This is a genomic window from Salinicoccus sesuvii (genome assembly GCF_042648145.1).
Classification (GTDB): Bacteria; Bacillota; Bacilli; order Staphylococcales; family Salinicoccaceae; genus Salinicoccus; species Salinicoccus sesuvii.
In genome coordinates, this window is sequence record NZ_JBHRWV010000001.1 from 405,250 (window position 1) to 429,448 (window position 24,199).

Here is a 24,199-nt window from a genome sequence, read left to right on the forward strand (position 1 = left end):
TGAAAAAAGTCGTGATATGATTTACGGAAATGAGCATTCTAAGGAGTAAGAAAATATGAAAGTACCAAAATATCTGCTTGCTTCCTTGGCAGTAACGGCAATTCTTGCCGGATGCCAGGGGGGTGCACCTGAAGATGATGCAGAGATGTCATCAGATGAATCAGCAGTTGAAACAACTGAGACACCAACAACTGAGGTAGAAGATAGGCAACTGTCTGAGATAGAGACGGACGACGACTCACTTGCTAAGATTCTTGAGCAGGCCGAAGGCATTGAAAGCTATGAAGCAATCCTTGACCTTACTGCTGCAGTTGATGGTGGCCAGCCCGAGAAGCTCGAGGCAGACGTGAGATTCAAGGATGGGGATCCGCCAGCCCTTCATCTGATGGCAGAAGGTGAGGATCGCACGATCTCAAAAGATGGCACGACATTTTACAATAATGGTACCGATTGGATTGATATATCCGATTCAATCAATGTCAGCCAACTCTATCATGTCACCTACAAAAATGCGGTCTTATCATTCGCCGATATCAAAAGCGAACTTGAATTGGAAGAAACGGACGACGAGTTGATTTATACGCTACAAGGAAAAAGTGATGCAGTGTTCGAGACATTTGAAGCACTGTTTGCCGTGGAGTTTGGAAATATCGACACTTCCCAATTGACTAACGATGTAGAAATCATTGTCGATAAGCAGGATTCTCTCATCCGTTCAATGGCTTACGATGCCGAGGGTGAAGATGCGGAAGGCACATACGAACTCTCAGGGGAAGTTACCTTTACCTCTTTCAATGATATCGGTGAGATAGCATTGCCTGAAATGGCTCAATAAATAAGAATGTCCCTGAAGACTTGCTTCAGGGACATTCTTATTTATGATTCGATTTTCTTTTTGTTTTCAAGTATCATTCCGATGATTAAAAACGCGGTTATATAAAGAATTAGAACCAATATTGGTAAACTGCTGTCAACCCATGATATATCGGGTGATGCATAGATCTGCGTGAAGTGATAGAGCGGCAGATACTGGGCAATATTTTGGGCGGCTTCGCCCATCACTTCAAGTGGCATCATAATGCCGGACAGAAAAGCCATACCGATGGCAAGAAAATTAGCCAATCCGTTTATGATGAATTTATTTGTCGTCAAAGCACCGATGACGTAGTGGACGGAAAGTGTAAATGTTGTAATCAGCAAAAGTGCAACAAGCATTTTACCGAGCGGTAGATTTTCAAGGTGTTCCAGCCGCAACAAAATTCCGCCAAAGAACATGAAGCATACGAGAAACAATCCGATCACGGCTTGCGCAGCAATTGTCTGAAGCATCAATGACCTTGTCGGCATCGGTGAAACATTGACCCGTTGCCTGAGTTCGACCTTGTTGAACTCGGACATGACATTGCCGACAACAATGAGTAGGAAGAGCATGATCCAATAGCCGGCAAAATTGACAAATCCACTCATAGACATGAAGTTACTTTGTGATGCCACATCTACTGATTCATGCAGTTTTACAGTGATTCCTTCTGTAGGCATTGTGTTCATTTGTTCAAAATCAACTTCTTCGGAAGTCGAGCTTGTAGCATTAAGAAAAACAAAAAATCGGTTTATTATGTTTTCAAGCTGCATGTGAACCATGCCTCTTTGGTCACTGGTGACTTCGACGGCGGGTGAAGATGCATTGAGTCGACTTTCAAAATCGGGCGGTATCTGGATAATGCCGTCGCTGATACCGAGGAATATCTCCTCTTCCAGTTCATTCGTATCGGCTTCAGCTCCCATCACTTCGACATTGTTGTCGACAGCGAGGTAGTCGATGAACCCTCTACTGATTTCACTGTCGCTTTGATCGACAACTTTCAAGTCGAGAGCTTCGCTGCTATAAGTTTGACTATTGCTGTTTTGCGAAAAGCCGACAGCGAATAAGAAGAAGACGCTCAGAAAAATCAGCATCAAGTACTTATACTTCCAGAAATGGAGGACAATCGCTTTAAATATGGTCATATTGCTTCCTCCTCAATACAAGTAGTGTGACACCGAAAAGTAGCAACGTATAAGTTAACAGGAAACCGATTGTCGCCCAGTAGTCGCTGTAATTTCCAAGGAAGTTGATTCTGTACATCGTATCGGTCAGTCTTGTAAGCGGACTGAACCTGCTCAGCCATGGTAAGTTTTCTGCAATCTCCACCTTACCCCCGGGACCTGTGAGGCCAGCAAGAAATGAGAGAGAAATCATCAGAATCACTGCAATGGTCGTTTTTATGTTCGCAGTGATACGCGGGATTAGGCCAATGAGCAGTCCCATTCCGATCCCAGTAAGGTTAGCCATGAATAACAGTAGTAGAGTCGGTCGGAGCTCGTTGAAAAGAGATATCTGGTAGAACGTTGCGATGGCGACGAGTACAATCGTATTTGAGAAAATATTCAAAAGCAATGAACTGGCAATACTCGAGAGGATAAACTTCCACTTGCTGTACGGACTTGCAGAAAACCTTGCCCCCATATGGCTCAAGTTCGGTTGCATTGTTGAGATGAACTCTATTGCTGAAAACATACCATAAATGGTGATCATACTGACCAATGCATAGAACATTATAGTTTCGGGTTGGGTGTTCTGACTGTCCGGTATAATGTATTCTTGCTCGTAATCGAAGTTCTGATAAGGAATGCCAGACATCTCGATGTTATTGATCTCATCCAGAATGGATTGGATAATGGTCTGCTTGATCCCTATGTCAGTTACGAGTAGTTCGATTTGCTCATTTCCATGTACGTATCCGTCCAGTTCACCAGACTTCATCTGTTCTACTGCTTGTGCTTCATCAAGTTCAGAAAGAACGATGAAATCCATTGTATTAAAGACTTCAGCTGTAGGATTGCCTGATTCGATACCAACAGATATATCTTCGATCTCTGCATCGCTCATACTGCCTGTGGTCATCGTGAACAGTCCGCAGAGCAGAAGCGGATAGCATAGTGTCCAAAACCAGTATCCGAAATCTTTGAAATTGATGCTTATTAAGTATCGGATCATGCGTAAAATTCCCATCAGTCTCTCAGCTCCTTGCCTGTGAGCTCAAGGAAGATATCACTCAGCGTGGCCCGTTCGCTCGAAAGCTCGGTATAGGTGATATTTTTTGACTCCATGAATTTGATCAGGTGCGCTAGGTTGTTTTCTTGCTTTTCGAAGTGGATTACATAGTTACCGTTTTTCCTTGTCACCTTTACGACATGCGGCAGTTGCTCAAGTTGTGTTTCCACGGTCTGATCATCGGTGATTAGCCCCACATCAATCCGTTCTTGGGTAGATATAGAGTTCTGTAGTTCGTGCACCGTACCTTGCGCAATGTTACGCCCGGAGTCCATGATCACCATGCGGTCACACAACTGCTCCGCTTCTTCGAGGTAGTGTGTCGTATAGATGATGGTCGTTCCCTGGCCTTTCATTTTGCGTATCCCTTCCAGTATGAAGTTTCTACTTTGTGCGTCGACAGCGACCGTTGGTTCATCCATGAACAGGAGGGATGGCTTATGAGCAATACCACAGGCAATATTAAGTCGCCGTCTCAATCCGCCACTTAACTTTTTTGGAATAAATCTACGGTACTTATCGAGCCCGACAAAAGCAATCGCTTCTTCGACAAGCATTTTCCGCTTTCTTCTATCGGAGACATAAAGTCCGCAGTAGAAATCTATATTTTCATAAACGTTCAGCTTTTCAAAGATAGCCAGTTCTTGGGGAACGATACCGATTCGGCTTTTGACCGTGTTGTTGTTCGGGTGGACTTGCTGGCCGAAGATCTCTATTTCCCCCTTATCGAAAGTCAGCAACGAGAGCATACAATTGATAGCAGTAGTCTTACCGCACCCGTTTGGACCGAGCAGACCGATGATTTCCCCTTCCTCGGCACTGAAAGAAAAGTGGTCCAAGGCGATCAGGTCGCTATACCGTTTAACAACGTTCTCCATACGTATCATAATGAACTCCTCCTGTATTGATTGTTACTTTAAGTTTATACTGTTACTAGAATTGCTGTTAGTGTGCAGAATAATATCAGTACATGACAAATGTCATGAATTCGGGGTGGGGACACTGGTAAACGTAATGGAGAAGTTGATTCTGTATTTTATTTTGACAACCTATTATTTCATCACTATTGATGAACCAAGCCTGATTATTGCATTGCTTGCCTTCATCCTGTTCTTTATCGTGGATGTATTCGAGTATCGTCACATTGTTCTTATTGTGGCAGTGATCTATTTGGTCTCTCTGCTTATAAGCGCCGAATGGATATTCTATGTACCAATGCTCACCATGGTACTAGCAGTACGTTTTGGGAGTATTGCATTAGTCACGCTTATCCTACCAATCGTTAATCTGCAGACCGTTCTTTTAATGATCATATGTTTTGTCCTCTACATCAGCTATTTAAGAGGCAGGCTTGATTCATACGAGCAGGAGAATAGAAGAATAAGGGACCAACTGACAAGCGACAATCTGCTACTCAGACGCCAGCACAACATGGTCCTGAGTAACCGTGAGAAGGACGTCCATATGGCAGAATTGAACGAGCGCAATCGCATCGCAAGAGAAATGCACGATGCACTTGGACATTCTCTCAGTTCAAGCATCTTATTGATAGAATCACTCCAGTACATAAAGGATGAAGAAAAAGTAAAGCAGTCGCTTGGGCTCCTACAGAAGCGGTTGAAAAACGGTATGGATGATATTCGTACGAGTATTCACCAGTTGTATGAGACTTCCATCGATCTTGAAACGAGAATCGACGACTACATCAGTGAAATGAAGGGATGCCAGATACGTTTCCGCTATGATATCGTTTCTTCTCTCGACCACGAAATGAAGACGGATATACTGAGTATTGTCAAAGAGTGCCTCAATAATTTCGGAAAGCACTCCGATGGAAAAACAATTAAAATCGCCATTAGAGAACAAACAGATTTCATTATAGTGTCAGTCAAAGACGATGGCTCAAAGCAGCCTGTAGCGAAAAAAGGGATGGGATTGCCTGCTATGCGGGAAGTAGTCGGCAAATACAACGGGCTGTTCAACACATTTTATGATGACGGTTTTACGGTCCACGTCACATTATATAAGGAAGGAGAAAGTGGATGAACATAGTCATAGTTGACGACGATGCACTGGTGGTTAATGCGCTCGCGACAATCCTTGAAGGATCGGGCTACACCGTTATTGCTACAGGCAGTAGTGGAGAAGAAGCGGTAGAACTGTATCATAAATACCAACCGGACTTACTCATGACAGATATTAGAATGGAAGGTGTCACCGGGCTTGAGGCAAGCCGAACCATACTTGAACATTGTAAAGATGCCAATATTCTTCTAATCACAACGTTTAAAGATGATGCTTATATTCATGAAGCTTTAAAAATCGGCTGTAAAGGATATTTATTAAAAGATAACTTCAAGGGGATTCTTCCTGCGATTGAGGCGGTAGTATCTGGCAATATAGTATTTGATAGTGATATCGTCAAAAGCATGTCGACAAAATCTCATTTCAAGGCTATGGAAGTACTATCTAAACGTGAATGCGAAATATTAGAGCTTGTTGCAGAAGGGCTTAGTAACAAGGAAATTTCAGGACAGTTGTTCCTGAGCGAAGGGACCGTCAGAAACTATATCTCCCAGATGCTCAATAAACTTGCGCTCCGTGATCGCACACAACTCGTCGTATACTATTACAGAAATTAAAAGTGTGACACTCAAAATGAAGCACATTCCGTTGACAGATAATTCTTTCTGGTTTATTATATCCATTAACCTACCAACTTAATATGAATTGTTTTCTTATCCAGAGAAGCTGAGGGAGATGGCCCGAAGAAGCTTCGGCAGCGGGTTCTTTGAATACTGTGCCAATTCCATCAGGTGTATGCCTGGACGATGAGAAGAGATGAATGTTGCAAGAAGCTCTTTTCATATTTGAAAAGGGCTTCTGTTTTTATAAATAGAGAAGGAGATGGAGAGATGAAATATGGATTCTGGATGCCGATCTTTGGCGGGTGGCTCAGAAATGTTGAGGATGAAGGGATGCCATCAACATTTGAATATGCAAAAAAAGTGACGCAGTCGGCAGAGCAGTGGGGATACGACGTCACACTTATTGCCGAGCTGTATCTAAACGATATTAAAGGGACTTCTGCGGACTCCTTGGAAGCTTGGACGACAGCAGCAGCGCTTGCGTTAGTGACTGAGAAAATTGAGATCATGACTGCTGTAAGGCCTGTTTTCCACAATCCCGCAGTGACGGCGAAAATGGCAGCAAATATCGACCGCATTTCAAATGGACGTTTTACGCTAAACGTTGTTTCCGGATGGTGGGCAGGTGAAGCTAGTCAATACGGCGCAGATTTTACTGCGCATGATGAGCGGTACGCAAGGACTGAAGAGTTTCTCGATGTACTAAAAGGAATGTGGCGTGAGGAGACATTCTCTTATAAGGGCAAGTTCTATCAAATAGAAAATGCAAAACTCGCACCTAAACCGGTCCAACAGCCTCACCCGAAACTATACGCTGGTGGAGAAAGTGAAAAGGGGAAGGATATCATCACCTCACACTGTGATGCCTACGTCATGCACGGTCATACAGTAGAGGAAGCTAAAGCGAAAATCGACGGCATGAAGGCACGTCGATCAGAGGCGGATAAACCATCATTCCAGTCCTTCGGCATGGCAGCTTATGTCATCTGTCGAGATACGGAGGCGGAAGCGAAGGCTGAATTAGCGCGAATCACCGATGTCAAGGAAGCAGCGGGTTATGCAGGATTCGAAGACTTCACATCAAAATCGGAACTGGAGCAGCAGATTCAGCTTCAGGATTATTCCGTATCCAACAGGGGGTTGCGCCCGAACCTTGTAGGTACACCGGATCAGATTGCCAAAAGAATTCTAGAATTCGAAGCGGCTGGTGTGGATCTGCTACTGCTCCAGTCTTCTCCGCAGCTTGAGGAACTTGAACGGTTCTCAAAACAAGTGATGCCGAGAGTGGAAGCATTGAGGGCAGTAACAAATTAATAAACTAGGAGGAAATGATTATGACAAAGATATATGTACTTCATGAAAATCCTGAATGGACAGAGCACCTTTTTAAGCGTCTCGATGAACTCGGTCTGCCTTATGAGGACTGGCAACTTTCCCAAGGCACAGTGGATCTCACAAAAGCACCGCCTGAAGGCATCTTCTACAACAGGATGAGCGCATCTTCCCACACGCGGGGAAACCGCTATGCACCTGAACTTGCCAATGCCGTACTCGCATGGCTCGAGCACCACGGACGTACTGTCATCAACGGTAGTCGCGCACTTCAGCTTGAAGTCAGCAAGGTGCTTCAGTACTTAGAACTAGAGAAGCATGGTGTTAAAACACCGAAAACAGTCGCTGCCGTCGGTAAACAACAGATAATTGAAGCCGCAAAACAGTTTGAAGGACACTCTTTCATTACGAAGCACAACCGTGCTGGAAAGGGCTTGGGTGTCCAACTGTTCGATTCCATTGAAGCACTTGAGAGATACGTCGACAGTGAGGCATTCGAAGAGCCAGTTGATGGAGTGACTCTGATACAGGACTATATCAAGTCTCCGCAGTCTTTCATCACACGGTGCGAATTTGTCGGGGGCGAGTTCGTCTATGCTGTTCGTGTCGACACTTCTGAAGGGTTTGAATTATGTCCGGCAGATGCATGTTCAATCGAAGATCTATTCTGTCCGGCGGACAGTATGCCTACTGAAGTACCCAAATTCAGCATTATAGAAGACTTCGATCATCCTGTACTCGAGAGTTATGAGGAAGTTCTTAGGGACAATGATATCAACGTGGCAGGCATCGAATTCATTCAAGATGAAGCAGGTCAACTCTACACCTATGATATTAATACAAACACAAATTATAACAGCGATGCGGAGGCAAAAGCCGGACAGTTCGGTATGCTCGAGCTGGCAAAATTCCTTAAGCATACGCTTGAAGCGCAGTACGTAACCAAATAATGACGAATGCAGCCGTAAAGCATGTGCTTTACGGCTGCATTTATCTATATTTTATTTGATTGGCACCAGATATGTTTCGATGAAGTCACGCTGATCTTCGAATTTTGGTGGGAGGGATAGGTTTTCACCCAATGCCTCTATAGGTTCATCAACATCAAACCCAGGTCCATCTGTTGAAATCTCCACTGTAATGCCACCGACTGCGGTGATATAGAGAGCTTTGAAATAGTGGCGGTCGACAATGCCTGAATTCCGCCAGTTTTGCTGGTCGACTTTCTGCTTTATTGAAAGCAACGCTTCTTCATCATCCACGCGCAAGGAAAAATGATGGACACTACCATAGCCTTCCTTCTCTAACTGACTGTTGCGCTGTTCAGTAATATATACACTACCGTTGCCGACATCGATTATAGCTGCAGTATCACCGTCTTCAAAACTACCCTCCACTTCTCCCCCGAGGAGAAGCAGGAACTCTACCATCGGTTTGATGTACTGCACAGTTACCTCGACAGCACCGATTGAAGTGATGGCGTATGCCATCGGTATTTCAGCATGGTCGTTTGGAGTATTATGCTCATCGCTCTGTTCCACAATCAATGCAAGCCGCTGCTTTTCATTGTCTTCGAATTTCATGATGGTTCTACCAAACTGCTCGATGACGCCTTCGTGATAGACACCTGCTGAAGCAAAACGCGTTTTGAAGAAATCAAGTGCTTCTTTTGTCGGTACCCTAAAATAGGTTCTCGATATACTGTTGGTACCTGGCTGGTATTTCGGCGCATTAACGATTTCGAAAAATGTGATGTCCGCCCCAGGGGTTCCTTCATAATCAGCATAAAATAGATGGTACATGCTTGTATCGTCTTGGTTCACTGTCTTCTTGACCAGTCTCAGACCAAGGGTGTTTGTGTAAAATGCGTGGTTGTCGAGAATGTCCCTAGTGATGGCAGAAACATGATGGATGCCTTTAACTTTCATGGATATCGCCCCTTCTGTGCTATTGCTTCAAGTATATTATAGTAATAGGGTAAACTCTAATAAAGGAGGATGTGAAAGTGGAACATTTATTTATAAAATCCAATAGCGGTAAACAGAATACATTGATACTTTTTCATGGCAGTGGGGGCAGAGAAACGGATCTGCTTGAGGTTTCCGCCATGGTCGATGGAACTGCAAATGTACTGGCCCTACGTGGCGACGTCGACGACGAGGGACAAGTCCGATTCTTTAAACGCCAGGGTAGTGGACATAATGAAGAGAGCTTAAGAATCGAAGGCGAAAAGATCGTGGGCTTGCTGGAGCAGCTCTTTTCCGAATACGGTCTTGATCTTGAGCAGGCCATCTATATCGGCTACTCGAATGGTGCCAACATGGCTGCGCATCTTCTACTCAATCACCAGCTCCCGGTCGCCGGTGCAATCCTGATGCACTCGGCCTATAAAGGGCAGATATCAGAACAGGCCAATCTGCTCGGCAGAAAGGTACTGTTGACAGCTGGTGCGCGTGATATGATAGCACCCGCTGGAGAGGCCTATCAGTTAAAACAAAAACTTGAACAAAAAGGCGCATCGACAGAAGTCAAGCTGACCGATGGGGGCCACGAAATTGTTTCAGAAGAACTCATGGAGGGGCATGTTTGGTACCTTAAAGTGAAATCGTAACTATTTCAGATATGCCATCCTGAGATAACGCTCCAAGCCATTTTCGTCGCATGTCGACGCAGTGACATCGTGCGCCTTCTCTTTGATGGCATCAGATGCATTCTTCATTGCTGTGGAGCGACCGGCCTTCTCGAATAGAGGGAGGTCATTCATCGAATCACCAATAGCATGGACATCCGCAAAGTCGATATTGTAATGATCAAGCAAAACCTCCATGCCTGTCGCTTTATCCCGTCCGCCGAGCATAATTTCTGCGTTATGACGGCTTGTGGTGTAGAGAGCATATACTGCATTGTCCTTGTGGTTCTCGAGATAATCGTACCAATCTCTGATTTTTTTCATATTAGTGCTGAAGAAGAACATTTTCACTACGTGTTCGAAAGACAGGTTAGAGACCCATTGTGTTGTACTTCGAAGCGTTTCTTTGGCATAGCTGTATTCAGCATCCATCATGGTTCCAGGCTGTTCTTGACCAATGTCTTGAAAGACATATGCCTGATCCTGAAGGAGTGTCCTGCTGGAATGTTCCAGTGTGTGGATCTCATAGTATATTTCCTTACTTCTTGCCTCTTCGACCATACGTGCTATGAAGTCTGGTTCAAAAGAGGTAGATTCAACAAGCCTGCCATCAATGTAGATTCCCATGCCACTGGCGGCTACATAGCCATCTAGAGGGCACCCAGCTGGGGTGATGCTTTCGATTTCATGAGGGGTCCGTCCAGTGGCGAAGAAAATAAGAAACCCTCTGCTTTTCAACTCTTCTAGTGTCTTCACCAGACTTTCTGGGAACTTCCCACTATGATCGAGAATCGTACCATCCATGTCCAACGCTATTGCTTTCATTCTGTTTTTCACTCCAATTTATCTTTTTGATGCACTGTGCATCCAGTAGGTATGTTAAAATGTTTCTATTATTCTATCGCGGGGGGATATTGTGGGGCAAACAGCTTTTAAAAAATCCATCATGGATGGCATGACCATCGGAATGGGTTATCTGCCTGTGGCGATTGCATTTGGAATCAGTGCCAAACCGCTCATGTCGCTACTGGATACAGTACTGATGAGCTTCATGGTGTACGGAGGTGCGAGCCAGTTCCTCGCTTTGCAGATGCTGGCGTCAAGTAGTGCGCTGGCCATTGTGGTTGCTGTATTCGTACTCAATTCGAGACATTTTGTCATGGCATTCAAGGTCAATTATGACCTCAAGCACGAATCTTTCCTGAAACGGCTGGTGCTTTCATCCTATGTAACGGACGAATCATTCGCAGTGACCGCAAACAGTACCGCTGAGCAGCGAACATTTCTTAACTATTTTGCAACATTTATCATTGCCTACCTTTTCTGGGTAGTATTCTCTGCAGTCGGATATCTTGCGGGCGAATGGATGAGTGACGAATGGATCGTCGCCAGTGGTATCGCTCTCTACGCACTTTTCATCGCATTGCTGATTCCAGCAGTCAGAGTCCATTATAAATATGGTATTGTCGCAGTATTCGGCATGCTGTTGCATTACATAATGAGCATCATTCCATCGTTTCCATCCGGTGTCGCCATCATTGTCGCAATATTGCTTGCTGCACTGCTTGGCCTGATACTTGAGCGATTGGAGGTATACAATTGATTCTTCTCATTGTCGCACTTTGTGCCGTTACCATCGTACCACGGATCATCCCAGCCTTCATTGTAGATTGGCTTGTCCTACCCGAATGGTGCGTCGCATACTTGAACTACATCCCTTACGCAGCACTCGGTGTGCTTATATTCCCTGGCATCCTCAGTGCAGTCGAACACCCCATTCATGGGATATTCGGTGGACTTTTTGCGATTGCACTGGCATTGCTTCGCGTTCCGCTTTTCTTCATCGTACTCGGTTCCATAGTGTTCATATACATTATCATGCTATAAAAGGATGACACAAAATGAATGAATTCCTATTTATCTTTACAAGCATCATTCTGCCCATCGGACTAATTGTGGTCACAGGTTACGTCATCCAGTTAAAGTTCAAACTCGACCGCTCGACACTTGCAAAGCTTTCCATACATTATGTTATGCCGGCTTTCATCTTCATGAGTCTATACGAATCTTCTATCGATTTTTCGCTGCTGTTAGGTGTGACGGGTTTTCTTATACTTTATGCCTTCCTATCTTTCATCCTATGCTGGTTTATTGCCCGGTTTATGAATCTCCAGAAAGACAGGACTGTGCTGTTTACCAACGCCAATCTTTTTTATAATGCTGGAAACTACGGCGTACCCGTGAATGATCTCGTATTCAGAAGCGATCCATACGCCATGAGCATCCAAGTCATGTTGGTAGTATTCCAGAATATGTTCGCCTTCTCCTATGGCATCTTCTCACTCAGCGCCAGGAGTGTGGGCAAGGTACAAGCGCTTCTTTCATACTTTAGAATGCCGATTTTCTACGGTTTGGCGCTTGGTCTCATCTTCAACTACTTCCACTTGCCCGTTCCTGCTCCGATTGAAACAGGTCTTTCATATATTAGAAATGCTATGATTGGGCTGGTTCTGTTTATTCTCGGTGCCCAGATTGCAGGAATAAAATTCAAGCGTCTCAGATGGAGTGCGTTTGTCGGTGCCATGACTCGGCTCATCCTAGGTCCCGCCATGGCTTTCGGATTACTCCTGTTATTCAACATGGAGGGTGTCGTAGCGCAGGTAATACTGATCGCATCTGCCATGCCGGCTGGAGTGAACAGCTCTATCATCGCTCAGGAGTATAGTGATGATCCTGAGTACGCAGCTGAAATTGTTATGATGAGCACATTGCTCAGTTCGGTGACGGTGTCAGCTGTAATCTATGTTGCTCTGGCTGTCTTCTGATTATTTATCAATGATAGTATCGATGTGGTAAAATGAAAAGTAGAATCAGAAACAAGGAGTTTTCTAATATGGAAAATGTAAAAACCTATCTGGAAGATTATAATATGACCGACCTTAAACGTCTAGCTCGTACCATTTCGGTCAAAAACTTTTCCAAATACAAAAAAAGTGAACTGATTGATGCCATTGTCGAACAGCAGCGTACTCCGGAAACTGCAGTGTATGCCTTCAAATATATTGACGAACGTTCTTTTGGAGTATGGGAAAATTCCTACGCGGCACCCGAGGCAAAATACAACCTTGAAGATTTATTCGGACTTTATATCATGGGGTATGCTTTTGAAGATCCAGCGCAGGAAGATAATTTCTTCATCGCGGAAGGTGTACCTGAACTTTTCGCGACAGTCGATAGCGACGATATGCGTGAAGAACGGCTCGTCATCCAGCGCAAGCTCAATCTTATTCGTGCATCTCTGCATCTCTATGGTATTGTAAGTTTCGAGCAGCTCATCCACCTGTTTAAGAAGTATTACGATATGGATATGGACTCAGCTGTACTCGTCAATTTTCTTGAACAGTCACCATACGATATCTCAATAGACCAAGACAAGCGGCAGATCGTCATAGATGACATGAACTACAATCAGTACGAAATGGTACGTAAGCTCCAGGGTGATCGGCCATACTATGAGCCGGAATTTGCAAAGTTCATTAAGTTCAGTGACCCGAACTACATCGATGAGTCTAAGCATCACAAGCAACTGAAAACATGGGTGGAAGAGAATGTTGATGTGTCCGCCAAAAAATACCACAGTATCTATATTTCTCTCTTGCAGCTGATCATGCAGGCTTCAAAGCGCGATGAAATTGTAAAATATCTGACGACATTGAATGTGGAATTCAGCAGTGCAGACAATCAGCAAGCATTCTTCGATAATATTGCAGGCATCGTCGAAAACACCCGACACTTCAAGTATCGCGGGCACAAGGAGTCTGAATTGAAGACGCAGACAATTGTAAACGAAGTTAAAGTGGGCAGAAATGATCCATGCCCATGCGGCAGCGGTAAAAAATATAAGAAGTGCTGTGGCAGATAAATTCAAGAAGTCCTGCTGGATGGCAGGATTTCTTCATACCAATATATATTTGAATATTCAAAAAGGGGAGTACATATGAATCATTACAGTTACCCATATCTTAATCGACGTTACAGCGTCTATGCTAAAAATGGCATCGTGGCCACAACACACCCGGTCGCGACCGACGCCGGTATTGAAGTAATGAAGCAGGGCGGCAATGCCATGGATGCAGCTATCGCCACGGCTGCCACTTTGACAGTTGTGGAACCGACAAGCAACGGCATAGGTGGGGATGCCTTTATGATCGCCTGGATGAACGGCAAACTGCACGGTATGAATGCCAGCGGACGCTCTCCAGGACAACTGAGCATGGAACAAATAAAACAAAAAGGGTTCAACGAAATGCCTAAGTTCGGCTGGTTGCCTGTGAATGTACCGGGTGTTCCGAAAGCATGGGCGAGTTTAATTAATGATTTTGGCAACCTGACATTAAAAGAAGTGCTTGCCCCTGCAATCCGGGCAGCACGTGAAGGATTCGCCATCACACCAGTTGTAGCAAAATACTGGCAAGCGGCCTACCAGAACTATAGCCAACAGGTAGAGGAATTCGAAGAGATCAAACCTTGGCTCGACGTCTTCGGGACAGTATCTGCTGGTGAGATAAAAACATTGCCCCACCATGCTGAAACACTCGAAGATATAGCGAATACCAATGCCCAAACTGTATATGAAGGGGAACTGGCTGATCGTATTGTGCAGTACAGTAACGAAACAGGGGGTCTATTGACACACGAAGATCTCAAAGACTTTGAAGTAGAGTATGTGGAGCCAATCAGCATAAACTACAAAGGGCATGAAGTCCACGAGATTCCGCCGAACGGACAAGGTGTAACAGCACTTATGGCACTTGGTATGCTAAAAGATGATACCTTTGAAAGGTTGGATGATAGAACCTATCATTATCAGATAGAAGCAATCAAGCAGGCATTTGCCGATACGACCACGCATGTCGCAGACCCAGCGTATATGAAGGTCAAAACAGCAGATCTTCTAAATGAGAACTATCTCTCGCAGCGACGTAGCGAAATAACGGAAGAGGCTGAACTGAGAACTCATGGTGACTTACCACAAGGTGGGACAGTTTACTTGGCAACAGCAGATCACGAAGGGAATATGGTATCTTACATCCAGAGCAATTATATGGGGTTCGGCTCAGGCGTCGTCGTCCCAAAAACCGGTATGGCTTTGCATAATAGAGGGCATAACTTTTCAATGGATGAGACACACGCCAATTATGTCGGGGGAGGTAAAAAGCCATTCCACACAATTATCCCAGGCTTTATAACCAAATCAGGACAACCTGTCGGACCATTTGGAGTGATGGGCGCTTTCATGCAGCCCCAAGGTCATCTGCAGGTGGCGATGAATTTGATTGACTATGGAATGAACCCACAAAGTGCACTGGATGCGCCAAGGTGGCAGTTCAAGTCCGGAATGGAAATCGATGTCGAAGATCGCTTCGATTTTGATCACGCCCGTGCACTTGCGAGACGTGGACATAAAATCAACGTCAATCTCGAACCGAATAGTTTCGGTCGCGGCCAAGCTATCATCCGTGGAGAAAACGGTGCCCTAATCGGTGGTACAGAATCTCGGACAGATGGTTCAATATCTATATATTAGGAGAAAGCAATGCATTTCAAAATTTTTTGGGTATTTTTCAAAGTGGGTATGCTGGGGTATGGAGGCGGTCCGTCTTCCATCCCTCTCGTACATAAAGAGGTAGTGGACACTTATAAGTGGATGACTGATGACGAGTTCCAGGATGCACTTGCCATCGGTAATGTGCTTCCAGGTCCCATCATCACCAAACTTGGTGGTTATATTGGACATCTGCAAAAAGGGTGGCTTGGAATGGTCAATGCCGTTTTCGCTACCATTCTTCCGACAATTATATTGATGATCATACTGCTCAACCTCTTTACCGAGTTCAAGGATCTCGGCTGGGTGCAGGGGATGAGTCACGGTGTTATGCCAGTGGTCGGTGTGATGCTTTTCATAATGACCTATGAATTCTTGACTAAAGCAAAGGCCAGGACGACATGGCGTTTTCTAATTCTCTTTACACTTATCGCCTTCGGGCTGTTGGCAGTACTTAATGTGCATCCTGCCATCATCATTCTGTTGATTGTTGCGTTCAGTCTTCTCAGGAAGGAGAGACGTGTATGATCTACCTGAAGATCTTCCTCGCCTTCTTTATCCCTGGCGTTCTAGGTTACGGTGGGGGTCCGGCATCGATTCCACTAGTTGAACAGGAAGTAGTGCAGAACTACGAATGGATGACTTCGCAGGAATTTGCGGAAGTATTGGCTCTTGGGAACGCACTTCCTGGCCCCATTGCCACTAAAATGGCCGGGTTTATTGGCTTTGAAGTCGGAGGAGTGGTTGGTGCTATAGTGGCAGTTACAGCAACCGTTCTACCATCACTGTTACTTATGGTCTTTCTTGCCGGTTTATTGTATAAACTTAAAGGCACGAAGAAGTTCGATACATTGACGACTCTGATCCGTCCGGTTATTGCGATACTTCTTGGTGTCATCGCTTTCGATTTTTTCAGCAACTCCTATATCGACTCAGGAGTGGTGCACACAATTATACTATCTGTCGCCAGTCTACTGATGCTGACTAAGTTCAAAGTCCATCCTGCACTGGTCATTATTTTCGGACTGGTGTACGGTGCACTATTGCTATAGTGACAATACAAGAATAAAAAGAAATCATATCCGGTACTATATTGAATTTTAATTCCACATTTAATAAAGAGCGTCCAACCGAATATGGTTGGACGTTCTTTACGTGAGTAAAACATACATGAAAATCGGATATAGGCTCTCGAAATGAACGTATTCACCCTACATCTTTCTTCTGAGACGTTTCACTCCTGCATCTATGAATTCCTGGACACCTTCGACCTTGAGCAGAACAATAGATAGGAAGTAGAGCGCTACTGTTACAAAAATAGCAGCGATTGTACTGATATAGAGTCCTAGAGAAACCTCAATGAATTTGTAGATCAAGAAAGCAACACTAGCTGATAGAATCGAAGCCCCTGTTATTTTGAATATTGAAGGAACGAGTACCTTCAGGTTGAGACGGCCAAGTTTTTTGCGCAACTGGTACGTCAGCAGTGCGACTGTAATGAGTGAGGAGATGCTTGTCGCAAGTGCGAGTCCTCCAATGCCGAGTAGCGGTGCAAGCAGAAAGTTTAGGACAAGATTGATGGCCATTGCGATTGCACTGTTAACCATCGGTGTCTTTGTATCCTGAAGGGCATAGAAGACGCGTGCAAGTACTATATTGAGACCAGCACCCGAAAGTCCAATAGAATAGAAGAAGAATGCTGATGTCGTGAGCGCCACTGCTTTTTCATCAAATGCACCTCGGTCAAATAACAGGCGGACGATTGGTTCGGCAAGCATCATGGCACTGACGGTGGCAGGGACGATGAGGATGAGAACGCCCAGAATGGTCTGGTTCATTGTATGTCTAAGGCCTTTCATATCGCCTTTGGCACCTTTTCTCGATATGTCTGGATAGAATACGGTAACAAAGGACGCAACAAAAATACCGACAAATGCTGTATTCATCGTATTGGCATAATTGATGGATGAGATTCCACCGATAGTGACACATGAGGCCAGGGATCGGTCCACAAGTCTGTTGAGCTGTGACACTCCTGTGCCGAGTATGACTGGTAACGCGAGTGACGCCATTTGCTTGATGTGTCGATCTTTGGGTTTCAATACCATCTCAAAACGAAATTCATGTCGATATGAGAAGAAAATAATGATGAGTAATTGTACAAACAAGGCAACGACGTTTGCCGCAGCAAGTACCAGAATCCACTCTGTGTAGCTACTGACGACGATAGCAACAATCAATACGAAGTTCATTGGAATACCAATTAACGAGGGAATCGCGAATACTTTATTGTAATTCAAATAGGCGCTGAGGATACGTATGATAATAGTGAAATAGATGCCGAAAATACTAAAGCGGGTAAAGACGACCGCGAGAGCGAGTGTCTCCCCTTCAAATCCGAGGGCAAATATTCTTACCAGAGGTTCTGTGAAGATCAGGGCAAGTATAACGATGGCTGTCGTGCCAACTAGTAGTACGTTGATCAGGTTGTTTGTATATCTTATTCCAGCTCTAAAACCAAGCTCGTTTTCGATACGTGAGTAGAGCGGGATATAACCTGTCGAGATACCTGCAGCAATGACGCCAAAGACAATGGTAGGGACGCTTCCAGCCAGCAAGAAGACATCGCTGATTTCAGAAGCACCATAGAAGTAGGCCAAAGTGAGGTCTCTGAAAAACCCCGAAATCTTGGAAATAATAGTTAGAATCATAAGGAGCACGACTGCTTTTTTCATAGGTTCACACTATCCTAACTTCCAGTCACATACGACTGGGCTTGAAAGCTAATAATCCATATTCTATCAGAAACGGTATGCCGTAGGACCAGCCACCCTGTATTTTGTTATATTTGATACGCATGCAGAAAGTGGAATAAGATGAAAGATAGAGATGAACAGGAAAGGATTGAAGGAAATGGGAACAATAAATCGGGAGACTTATAAATTAGGCAACGGCGTCGAGATACCGATCATTGGCCTTGGCGTTTACAGAGTGGAGGAAGGCGATCAGATGAAGCAGGTAGTTCTATCTGCAATTGAAGCTGGCTACAGGCATATCGACACGGCTGCCTTCTACGGCAACGAAAAAGGCGTGGGTGAGGCAATCAAGGCTTCCGGTCTGCCGAGAGAAGAGTTATTCATTACGACGAAAGTCTGGAACGATGACCTTGGGTTTGAGGAAACATTGAATGCTTTTAATAAGAGTCTCTGGAACCTCGGACTAGACTATCTAGATCTCTACCTGATTCACTGGCCGATTGAGGGAAAATATACTGAATCATGGCGAGCGTTTGAAAAATTGTACGAGGAAGGCAAGGTAAAGGCGATTGGCGTCAGCAATTTCCATCAGCAGCACCTTGAGGAGATATTTGCGATGTGTCGTGTAAAACCGATGGTAAACCAATTAGAATACCATCCCTATCTTGCCCAAAGGGAGATGCGTGCCTACTGCGAAGCTCAAGACATCCAGCTTGAGGCCTGGGCACCACTCAATCGAGGTGGCGTTTTTAAAGAGCCAATCATCCAGGAATTGGCCGGTAAGTATGATAAAACACCTGCCCAGATTATCTTGAGGTGGGATGTACAAAATGGTGTATCTACAATTCCGAAATCGGCGACACCGTCTCGTATAGTAGAAAACATAGACATATTTGATTTTAAAATCAGTGACGAAGATATGAAACGAATTGACGCTCTAGATAGAAATCAGCGTATCGGCAAAAATCCTGATAACTTTAGCTTCGACGAATAAAAAACTGTCCGGAAAAATCCGGACAGTTTTCTATTCAGAAAATATTTCTTTAATCTTTTGCTCTAAATGCAGGGCGGTGTCTTCCATCACATTCTGTATATCGCCCTCTGTTTCTGCGAGTGCGTAGACAGCTGCAAAATGGTCATTTAGATCTGCGGTCAGTTGGCCAGATATTAGATAGCATGGCTTTTCGTATTTTTTAGCTAATTTTGCAACGACAGATGGAACTTTGCCGTGAAGCGTCTGAGCATCACTTTTCCCTTCACCAGTGATGACGGCATCAGCATCTACTATCGCCTCTTCGAGGTTGATCTCCCTCGCCACCAGTTCCCCCCCTGGTGTTATCCGGGCACCGAGGTTCATCAGCATCCAGCCAAGGCCACCAGCGGCGCCGGCGCCCGAAGCGGAAGGATCGCTTTTAGGAAATGCAGCGCGAGTTTTCTCTGCCAAGTGGGAAAGCATCGTTTGGAACCATTCGATTTCTGCAGAAGCAATACCTTTTTGGGGTCCGAATACAGGGATAGCACCGTACTGCCCGAGCAGCGGATTATCAACATCAGAAGCGACGGTCAATGTGATGTCACTAAATTTACGCAGAGAGTCTGTATCGATGGCAGTGATTTTTGAGATATCCCTATTAAATATCCCGCAAGGCATTTCGTCCTCATCGGTAGCTCGTCCGCCGAGTGCCATAAACATACCATAGCCACCATCATTCGTTGATGAGCCGCCGAGACCGAGAATGATGTGCTCAGCACCTTGATCCATTGCGTGCATGATCATCTCACCTACGCCGAACGTAGTCCGGTCCTTTGGGTGCGAAGTGGTAAGGAGATGAAGACCGCAGGCTTCAGCCGTCTCAATGACTGCGGTGCCGTCCTTGAAATAGTAGTTGCCCTCGATAGTATCTCCTTCAGGTCCGGTAATATTGACGGTAATCTTTGTATACCCTTCGTTCTTAAAGCTCTGGAGCAATCCATCCCCGCCATCGCTCATGGGTTTCATTACAGCAGTGTGACCGAGCGCTTCGAGCGATGTAGATATCACTGCTGCTACTTCATGTTGGTCAAGCGTCCCTTTATACGAGTCCGGTGCGATGACGACCCTCATTTTATCCTCTCCCTAACTAAAAGAAATCTTATAATGTTCCAATACACTATGCGGCACGAAGAAACGTGCTGTTTTGAGCGGGTCGACAACCTGGTTGATTTGCGTTTCTCCGACTAGGCTCATCAGCATGGTTATTTCCGATAGCGTCAAATCAGTATGTGGGTGGAGTAGGGCAATCATCTGTTTTACAGATGTTTCGACCGCTACATCGAGGCTTTCATCAGAAACCATCATATGAATGCCATCTTGGTCGATGACAACAGGGTGCTGTGTTACTATATTGTCTGCTTTATCCAATGTTACGGTAATTTTTGAGCCGATTTCAAGACCACTGACACTAATCTCACCGTCACCCATTTTGGCATGGACATCGCCGAGTCCAAAAAGGGCACCGTCATGGAATACGGGGAGGTACAGTGTGGCGCCTGTCGTAATCTTCTTGCTGTCCATATTGCCACCATGCCGCTCAGGCGTACCGTTGTTAATGGGTATGTCTGCAGGTGCGACACCGATGACGCCGATCATGGGATTTAAAGGTAGTTCAAGACCATTGAATGAGACGTAGCCACCCGCAGTGTCGATGTCGAACATCTTCGCTTCCATGCGTTCGAGGGATTCCCCCATGACACCGAGACCTGGTCCCGTCAGCATGACGCCACGTGAGTCCAGTACAATATTATCTATTGTGACTTTGAGTACATCACCTGCTTTGATGCCCTCCACATGGATTGGACCAGTGGCGGGGTTAATCTGATCCCAGTTGAGTGTGTCGAGCACTGTCTCGGCAGAAGTGATTTGGCCTTGGAAACAGTCGTGTGTCTCTATTTCGATTGTATCGCCGAAGCCGACTGTGAGTACGGCCTCGTTATCTTTTGACATTGCATAATAGAAATGTGATTTATCCAAAGAATGTTTCATCTATCAGTATCCTTCCAGAATTCTAATACGCGCGTCCGTACTGCTTGGGAATGAATGCATCGCTCTTTTCCTGCTTTTCCTGAGAAGCATTCAGCACCCAGTATGGATCCCGGAGCAGGCCGCGTCCGATAGCAATGAGGTCCGCTTCTTCAGAAGCGACGACATGCTCAGCGAGGTTGATGTCTTCTAACAAACCGACAGCCATAACTGGAACATCTGTCTCTTCGCGGATAGTTTTTGCGTAAGGTACCATATACCCTGGATAGGCACCCGGGAAGCGTTCTTCTGAAGGTTTGCCTTCACCTCCTGCAGAAACATCAATCATATCTACTCCGGCTTCAATATACTGTTTTGACAACCATACGGCGTGGTCAAGATCGTAGCCATCTTCTGCAAATTCGACGGCAGATATTCTAAGGACGAGTGGCATCTCTTTTGGCATGACAGATTTTACTGCTTCTATCACTTTTGATCCGAAGAGGCTTAAATCCTGTCCGTATTCATCTGTACGCTTGTTTGTACGGTGGGATTGGAACTGATGGATGAGATAGCCATGGGCAGCGTGCAGTTCAATTGTATCAAAACCTGCCTGAACCGACCGTTCTGCCCCCCAGCGGAATGCATCAATCATCTCTTCCACTTCCTCAGTGGATAACTCGTGAGGGGTCTTGAACTCATCACTATAGGCAATCGCAGAGCTTGATACCGGCAATTCAGTGTCTTGTGCTTTTCTGCCTGCATGCGCCAGCTGGATACCAACCTTTGCACCGTGTCGATGGCATGCATCAACAATCCGCTTGTAGTGAGGAACATGTCCGTCAGACCATATGCCAAGACAGTGGTCTGTGATCCTTCCTCTTGCTTCAACATTCGTCATTTCGAACATAATAAGGCCGGTCCCACCGACCGCCCGCGAAGTATAGTGGGTGAAATGCCATTCGTCTGGTATTCCATCTACTGCACTGTACTGGCACATTGGTGCCATGACGAGCCTGTTGCGCAACTCCAGCCCCTTGATTGAATATGGTTCAAATAAAGAAATCATCAAACCCCTCCTTTTTCTGATATATCTATTGTTATGCAAATTTAGTGAAAGTTCAAAGATAAAGCCCCTCATTTACAAAATAAATGCACTTTTTAAATAATATTTTTATTGGAACAACGCTAAATTTCGAAATAAAAAAGGAGGTCATAGCCTCCCTGAACTGTAACCCATAATTTAGACAGTTAAAAAAAGCGTCATGCTGCGAGTAGATGACCTCGGTATTGTACCGGGGTCATCCTTTTTAATCCCCACTGATATCTTTCATTATTATACTTATTGATATAATTGCCAACCGTATGCTTCAGTTCTTTAAAGGACTGGCACGCTTTATGGTCCACCATATCCTTAAAATGACCAAAGAAGGATTCCATGGGGGCATTATCCCAGCAGTTTCCCCGACGGGACATGGATTGGCGGAGACCCAGTTGTTTGACTCTGTTCTGGAACTCGGGGTGGGTATAATGGACGCCCTGATCGGAATGTATCATTGCTTCCGGATGAAAGAACGCTACGGTTTCATTCAGCTGTTTGAGGGTGCGATAGACGATATCCATCTTTAGAGAGCGGAGACGACATGGGTAATGATTTCTTTCGTTGTACTGTCTTTGACGCAGGAGAGATATGCTTTTTGGCCGTTTCCATAGTAAATGTAAGTGATGTCGGTCAGATACACTTTGCCCGGTTCATTTTGATCGAATGTCCGGCCCAACAAATTCTTGCATGTGCTGTGTGCCTTCGTCGCTTTCAACATATGTCTGTACGGTTTGGCCTGTCTGATTGTTACGGTTAAATGATATTTTTTCATCAATCGCCGGATCTTTTTGTGGTTCATGATGATGCCGTAATCATTCTCCAAAGACAGTTTGATCTGTAGTGCACCGACTTTTCCCTTTTCTGCATCAAAGATCTTTTCAATCAATGCCGCATCCTTATTGTCAGTTTCCATTCTCATTTGCCTGCCTGCCTCTCCTTTTAACCACGCGTAATAGCCACTTCGGCTGACACCCGAGAGCTTGCATAGGTGGGATACCATATTTTTAAGTGGATGCTTGCGATGGAGTTGTTCAATCAGTTCATATACTTCAGACGGTTTTAGTCTCGTCTCTGATGCTTCGCCTGCCTTTCGCGTGTTTCGAGCTTTTTTAGGAATTCATTTTCTGCCTCTAAATATTTAATCCGCGCTTCTGCCCGCTTTAATTTTTCTGCTGCTGAGCGCGCCGTGTCGGATGGCCGTCCTGTGGCCCCTCTGCCCCGGAAATCATTTTCCAGTCCGACTTCACCATGCTTTTCATATGTTTTCCGCCACCGGCTGAGGGACCGGCCCGGCTGTTCTTTTCCGATAATCGCCAGGTCAAATCCATGGTCAATGAATATCCGCGCCGGTGTGCCCCCTGAAAGATAGGTTTGGACAGCCACCTTCTTAAATTCCGGATGATAAGTGATCGAGCGCTCTGAAACTCTGAGAATATTTGGATTCTTTTCTAACTGCTTCATTTCAAATGCTGAAAAATGCCGTGCCATAAGCTACCTCCGTTCCAATACTTTGTTTCATTATAAACGAGATCATTGAGTGGGCACAGAAAAACCCGAATAATGGACGTTTTTTATTAACTGTCCATTATTCGGGTTATAGTTCACCCTTCCTACTTGCCTTCATTTTTGAATTGGATGATTCTCTCTTCAATGGCGTCACGCACATCTGCAAATATGGCATGGATTTCCTCTTCGGAGCCCGTAGCTTTCGCAGGATCTTCAAAACCCCAGTGCATGCGGGTAACATGAGAAGGTGTCACGGGGCAGTTGTCATTGGCATCGCCGCAGAGGGTGATGACATAATCGGCACGAGCGAGCAGATCATTATCGATGATGTTCGATTCCTGATTGGTAATGTCAACGCCGACTTCTGCCATAATGTCTACGGCTTTTGGATTCAAACCGTGTGCTTCAATTCCAGCAGAATAGACTGCGTACTGCTCTCCCAAATGCTTGCTGCCGAAACCTTCTGCAATCTGACTTCTGCATGAGTTTCCTGTACATAGAAAATAAATGATGGGTTTGGACATAATAA

24 protein-coding genes, 1 pseudogene and 1 riboswitch are annotated in these 24,199 nt (G+C 45.1%); of the genes and pseudogenes, 14 read left to right on the top strand and 11 right to left on the bottom strand.

The features are described from left to right. The first annotated feature begins 55 nt into the window (after positions 1 to 55). Positions 56 to 835 carry a hypothetical protein gene (locus tag ACFOJ8_RS01970; RefSeq protein WP_380651944.1) on the top strand — a complete coding sequence of 260 codons (780 nt, stop codon included), beginning with the start codon at positions 56 to 58 and terminating at the stop codon, positions 833 to 835. A gap of 41 nt (positions 836 to 876) precedes the next feature. On the opposite strand, the gene ACFOJ8_RS01975 is transcribed toward ACFOJ8_RS01970, so the two are convergent. Genes ACFOJ8_RS01975 through ACFOJ8_RS01985 form a run of 3 tightly spaced genes read right to left on the bottom strand, consistent with a single transcriptional unit; the run spans position 877 to position 3,981 of the window. Then, a complete protein-coding gene (locus ACFOJ8_RS01975) occupies positions 877 to 2,007 on the bottom strand; it encodes an ABC transporter permease (RefSeq protein WP_380651947.1) in 1,131 nt (376 codons plus the stop codon). Further along, entirely contained in the window at positions 1,994 to 3,052 is a 1,059-nt protein-coding gene (locus ACFOJ8_RS01980) for an ABC transporter permease (RefSeq protein WP_380651950.1), read from the bottom strand. The genes ACFOJ8_RS01975 and ACFOJ8_RS01980 overlap by 14 nt, the downstream gene beginning before the upstream one ends. After that, the gene (locus ACFOJ8_RS01985) at positions 3,052 to 3,981 is read right to left on the bottom strand and encodes an ABC transporter ATP-binding protein (protein ID WP_380651953.1); all 930 of its coding nucleotides are present in this window, start codon (positions 3,979 to 3,981) and stop codon (positions 3,052 to 3,054) included. The genes ACFOJ8_RS01980 and ACFOJ8_RS01985 overlap by 1 nt, the downstream gene beginning before the upstream one ends. A gap of 127 nt (positions 3,982 to 4,108) precedes the next feature. Here ACFOJ8_RS01985 and ACFOJ8_RS01990 point away from each other — a divergent pair, with 127 nt between their 5' ends. From ACFOJ8_RS01990 to ACFOJ8_RS02005, 4 genes are all read left to right on the top strand, one after another. Further along, the gene (locus ACFOJ8_RS01990; protein WP_380651956.1) at positions 4,109 to 5,140 is read left to right on the top strand and encodes a sensor histidine kinase; all 1,032 of its coding nucleotides are present in this window, start codon (positions 4,109 to 4,111) and stop codon (positions 5,138 to 5,140) included. Further along, positions 5,137 to 5,736 (top strand): response regulator transcription factor, encoded by a 600-nt coding sequence (locus tag ACFOJ8_RS01995; protein WP_380651959.1) that lies wholly within the window; start codon positions 5,137 to 5,139, stop codon positions 5,734 to 5,736. The genes ACFOJ8_RS01990 and ACFOJ8_RS01995 overlap by 4 nt, the downstream gene beginning before the upstream one ends. A gap of 93 nt (positions 5,737 to 5,829) precedes the next feature. Further along, a riboswitch (SAM riboswitch) is annotated at positions 5,830 to 5,932 on the top strand. 77 nt (positions 5,933 to 6,009) lie between these two features. After that, positions 6,010 to 7,056: an LLM class flavin-dependent oxidoreductase gene (locus ACFOJ8_RS02000; RefSeq protein ID WP_380651961.1), complete on the top strand. Its 1,047-nt coding sequence runs from the start codon at positions 6,010 to 6,012 to the stop codon at positions 7,054 to 7,056. 20 nt (positions 7,057 to 7,076) lie between these two features. Next, positions 7,077 to 8,024, top strand: coding sequence for an ATP-grasp domain-containing protein (locus ACFOJ8_RS02005; RefSeq protein ID WP_380651964.1), 948 nt, complete (start codon positions 7,077 to 7,079; stop codon positions 8,022 to 8,024). Between the two features lie 51 nt (positions 8,025 to 8,075). On the opposite strand, the gene ACFOJ8_RS02010 is transcribed toward ACFOJ8_RS02005, so the two are convergent. Beyond that, complete coding sequence (locus ACFOJ8_RS02010; RefSeq protein ID WP_380651967.1) at positions 8,076 to 9,002, bottom strand: VOC family protein; 927 nt, start codon at positions 9,000 to 9,002, stop codon at positions 8,076 to 8,078. Positions 9,003 to 9,079: 77 nt separating this feature from the next. Here ACFOJ8_RS02010 and ACFOJ8_RS02015 point away from each other — a divergent pair, with 77 nt between their 5' ends. Further along, on the top strand, positions 9,080 to 9,685 hold the full coding sequence (locus ACFOJ8_RS02015) for an alpha/beta hydrolase (protein WP_380651970.1): 606 nt from the start codon (positions 9,080 to 9,082) through the stop codon (positions 9,683 to 9,685). On the opposite strand, the gene ACFOJ8_RS02020 is transcribed toward ACFOJ8_RS02015, so the two are convergent. Continuing rightward, on the bottom strand, positions 9,686 to 10,540 hold the full coding sequence (locus ACFOJ8_RS02020) for an HAD-IIB family hydrolase (RefSeq protein ID WP_380659875.1): 855 nt from the start codon (positions 10,538 to 10,540) through the stop codon (positions 9,686 to 9,688). A gap of 79 nt (positions 10,541 to 10,619) precedes the next feature. On the opposite strand from ACFOJ8_RS02020, the gene ACFOJ8_RS02025 reads away from it, so the two are divergent. From ACFOJ8_RS02025 to ACFOJ8_RS02055, 7 genes are all read left to right on the top strand, one after another. Next, entirely contained in the window at positions 10,620 to 11,306 is a 687-nt protein-coding gene (locus ACFOJ8_RS02025; protein WP_380651976.1) for an AzlC family ABC transporter permease, read from the top strand. Next, the gene (locus ACFOJ8_RS02030; RefSeq protein WP_380651979.1) at positions 11,303 to 11,590 is read left to right on the top strand and encodes an AzlD domain-containing protein; all 288 of its coding nucleotides are present in this window, start codon (positions 11,303 to 11,305) and stop codon (positions 11,588 to 11,590) included. Before ACFOJ8_RS02025 ends, ACFOJ8_RS02030 begins: the two co-directional genes overlap by 4 nt. A 14-nt stretch (positions 11,591 to 11,604) precedes the next feature. After that, the gene (locus tag ACFOJ8_RS02035) at positions 11,605 to 12,528 is read left to right on the top strand and encodes an AEC family transporter (RefSeq protein WP_380651982.1); all 924 of its coding nucleotides are present in this window, start codon (positions 11,605 to 11,607) and stop codon (positions 12,526 to 12,528) included. A gap of 68 nt (positions 12,529 to 12,596) precedes the next feature. Beyond that, complete coding sequence (locus ACFOJ8_RS02040; protein ID WP_380651985.1) at positions 12,597 to 13,625, top strand: SEC-C metal-binding domain-containing protein; 1,029 nt, start codon at positions 12,597 to 12,599, stop codon at positions 13,623 to 13,625. A 75-nt stretch (positions 13,626 to 13,700) separates the two neighbouring features. Continuing rightward, positions 13,701 to 15,290: a gamma-glutamyltransferase family protein gene (locus tag ACFOJ8_RS02045; protein WP_380651988.1), complete on the top strand. Its 1,590-nt coding sequence runs from the start codon at positions 13,701 to 13,703 to the stop codon at positions 15,288 to 15,290. A gap of 9 nt (positions 15,291 to 15,299) precedes the next feature. Then, entirely contained in the window at positions 15,300 to 15,836 is a 537-nt protein-coding gene (locus ACFOJ8_RS02050; RefSeq protein WP_380651991.1) for a chromate transporter, read from the top strand. Then, positions 15,833 to 16,360, top strand: coding sequence for a chromate transporter (locus tag ACFOJ8_RS02055; protein WP_380651994.1), 528 nt, complete (start codon positions 15,833 to 15,835; stop codon positions 16,358 to 16,360). Before ACFOJ8_RS02050 ends, ACFOJ8_RS02055 begins: the two co-directional genes overlap by 4 nt. Before the next feature lie 159 nt (positions 16,361 to 16,519). Here the strand turns inward: ACFOJ8_RS02055 and murJ are convergent, their stop codons facing one another. Continuing rightward, on the bottom strand, positions 16,520 to 18,043 hold the full coding sequence (gene murJ / locus ACFOJ8_RS02060; RefSeq protein WP_380651997.1) for a murein biosynthesis integral membrane protein MurJ: 1,524 nt from the start codon (positions 18,041 to 18,043) through the stop codon (positions 16,520 to 16,522). 178 nt (positions 18,044 to 18,221) lie between these two features. Between murJ and ACFOJ8_RS02065 the strand changes: the two genes are divergently transcribed. Continuing rightward, positions 18,222 to 19,058, top strand: a complete 837-nt coding sequence (locus ACFOJ8_RS02065; RefSeq protein WP_380652000.1) for an aldo/keto reductase — start codon at positions 18,222 to 18,224, stop codon at positions 19,056 to 19,058. 30 nt (positions 19,059 to 19,088) lie between these two features. Here ACFOJ8_RS02065 and ACFOJ8_RS02070 read toward each other — a convergent pair whose 3' ends face one another. The 5 genes and pseudogenes from ACFOJ8_RS02070 to arsC form a co-directional block, all read right to left on the bottom strand. Next, positions 19,089 to 20,168 (bottom strand): glycerate kinase, encoded by a 1,080-nt coding sequence (locus ACFOJ8_RS02070; protein WP_380652003.1) that lies wholly within the window; start codon positions 20,166 to 20,168, stop codon positions 19,089 to 19,091. Positions 20,169 to 20,180: 12 nt separating this feature from the next. Next, complete coding sequence (locus tag ACFOJ8_RS02075; protein WP_380652006.1) at positions 20,181 to 21,086, bottom strand: acetamidase/formamidase family protein; 906 nt, start codon at positions 21,084 to 21,086, stop codon at positions 20,181 to 20,183. Between the two features lie 22 nt (positions 21,087 to 21,108). Next, complete coding sequence (locus ACFOJ8_RS02080; protein ID WP_380652009.1) at positions 21,109 to 22,131, bottom strand: NADH:flavin oxidoreductase/NADH oxidase; 1,023 nt, start codon at positions 22,129 to 22,131, stop codon at positions 21,109 to 21,111. Between the two features lie 194 nt (positions 22,132 to 22,325). Continuing rightward, positions 22,326 to 23,652 (bottom strand): annotated as a pseudogene (locus ACFOJ8_RS02085) (IS3 family transposase). Between the two features lie 122 nt (positions 23,653 to 23,774). Beyond that, positions 23,775 to 24,194, bottom strand: a complete 420-nt coding sequence (gene arsC / locus ACFOJ8_RS02090) for an arsenate reductase (thioredoxin) (RefSeq protein ID WP_380652012.1) — start codon at positions 24,192 to 24,194, stop codon at positions 23,775 to 23,777. Positions 24,195 to 24,199 lie beyond the last annotated feature (5 nt).

Excerpts from the sequence above, each read along its gene's own strand:
- ACFOJ8_RS01970 (WP_380651944.1), top strand. The coding sequence starts at position 56 with ATGAAAGTACCAAAATATCTGCTTGCTTCCTTGGCAGTAACGGCAATT.
- ACFOJ8_RS01975 (WP_380651947.1), bottom strand. The coding sequence starts at position 2,007 with ATGACCATATTTAAAGCGATTGTCCTCCATTTCTGGAAGTATAAGTAC.
- ACFOJ8_RS01980 (WP_380651950.1), bottom strand. The coding sequence starts at position 3,052 with ATGGGAATTTTACGCATGATCCGATACTTAATAAGCATCAATTTCAAA.
- ACFOJ8_RS01985 (WP_380651953.1), bottom strand. The coding sequence starts at position 3,981 with ATGATACGTATGGAGAACGTTGTTAAACGGTATAGCGACCTGATCGCC.
- ACFOJ8_RS01990 (WP_380651956.1), top strand. The coding sequence starts at position 4,109 with ATGGAGAAGTTGATTCTGTATTTTATTTTGACAACCTATTATTTCATC.
- ACFOJ8_RS01995 (WP_380651959.1), top strand. The coding sequence starts at position 5,137 with ATGAACATAGTCATAGTTGACGACGATGCACTGGTGGTTAATGCGCTC.
- ACFOJ8_RS02000 (WP_380651961.1), top strand. The coding sequence starts at position 6,010 with ATGAAATATGGATTCTGGATGCCGATCTTTGGCGGGTGGCTCAGAAAT.
- ACFOJ8_RS02005 (WP_380651964.1), top strand. The coding sequence starts at position 7,077 with ATGACAAAGATATATGTACTTCATGAAAATCCTGAATGGACAGAGCAC.
- ACFOJ8_RS02010 (WP_380651967.1), bottom strand. The coding sequence starts at position 9,002 with ATGAAAGTTAAAGGCATCCATCATGTTTCTGCCATCACTAGGGACATT.
- ACFOJ8_RS02035 (WP_380651982.1), top strand. The coding sequence starts at position 11,605 with ATGAATGAATTCCTATTTATCTTTACAAGCATCATTCTGCCCATCGGA.
- ACFOJ8_RS02040 (WP_380651985.1), top strand. The coding sequence starts at position 12,597 with ATGGAAAATGTAAAAACCTATCTGGAAGATTATAATATGACCGACCTT.
- ACFOJ8_RS02045 (WP_380651988.1), top strand. The coding sequence starts at position 13,701 with ATGAATCATTACAGTTACCCATATCTTAATCGACGTTACAGCGTCTAT.
- ACFOJ8_RS02050 (WP_380651991.1), top strand. The coding sequence starts at position 15,300 with ATGCATTTCAAAATTTTTTGGGTATTTTTCAAAGTGGGTATGCTGGGG.
- ACFOJ8_RS02055 (WP_380651994.1), top strand. The coding sequence starts at position 15,833 with ATGATCTACCTGAAGATCTTCCTCGCCTTCTTTATCCCTGGCGTTCTA.
- murJ (WP_380651997.1), bottom strand. The coding sequence starts at position 18,043 with ATGAAAAAAGCAGTCGTGCTCCTTATGATTCTAACTATTATTTCCAAG.
- ACFOJ8_RS02065 (WP_380652000.1), top strand. The coding sequence starts at position 18,222 with ATGGGAACAATAAATCGGGAGACTTATAAATTAGGCAACGGCGTCGAG.
- ACFOJ8_RS02070 (WP_380652003.1), bottom strand. The coding sequence starts at position 20,168 with ATGAGGGTCGTCATCGCACCGGACTCGTATAAAGGGACGCTTGACCAA.
- ACFOJ8_RS02075 (WP_380652006.1), bottom strand. The coding sequence starts at position 21,086 with ATGAAACATTCTTTGGATAAATCACATTTCTATTATGCAATGTCAAAA.
- ACFOJ8_RS02080 (WP_380652009.1), bottom strand. The coding sequence starts at position 22,131 with ATGATTTCTTTATTTGAACCATATTCAATCAAGGGGCTGGAGTTGCGC.
- arsC (WP_380652012.1), bottom strand. The coding sequence starts at position 24,194 with ATGTCCAAACCCATCATTTATTTTCTATGTACAGGAAACTCATGCAGA.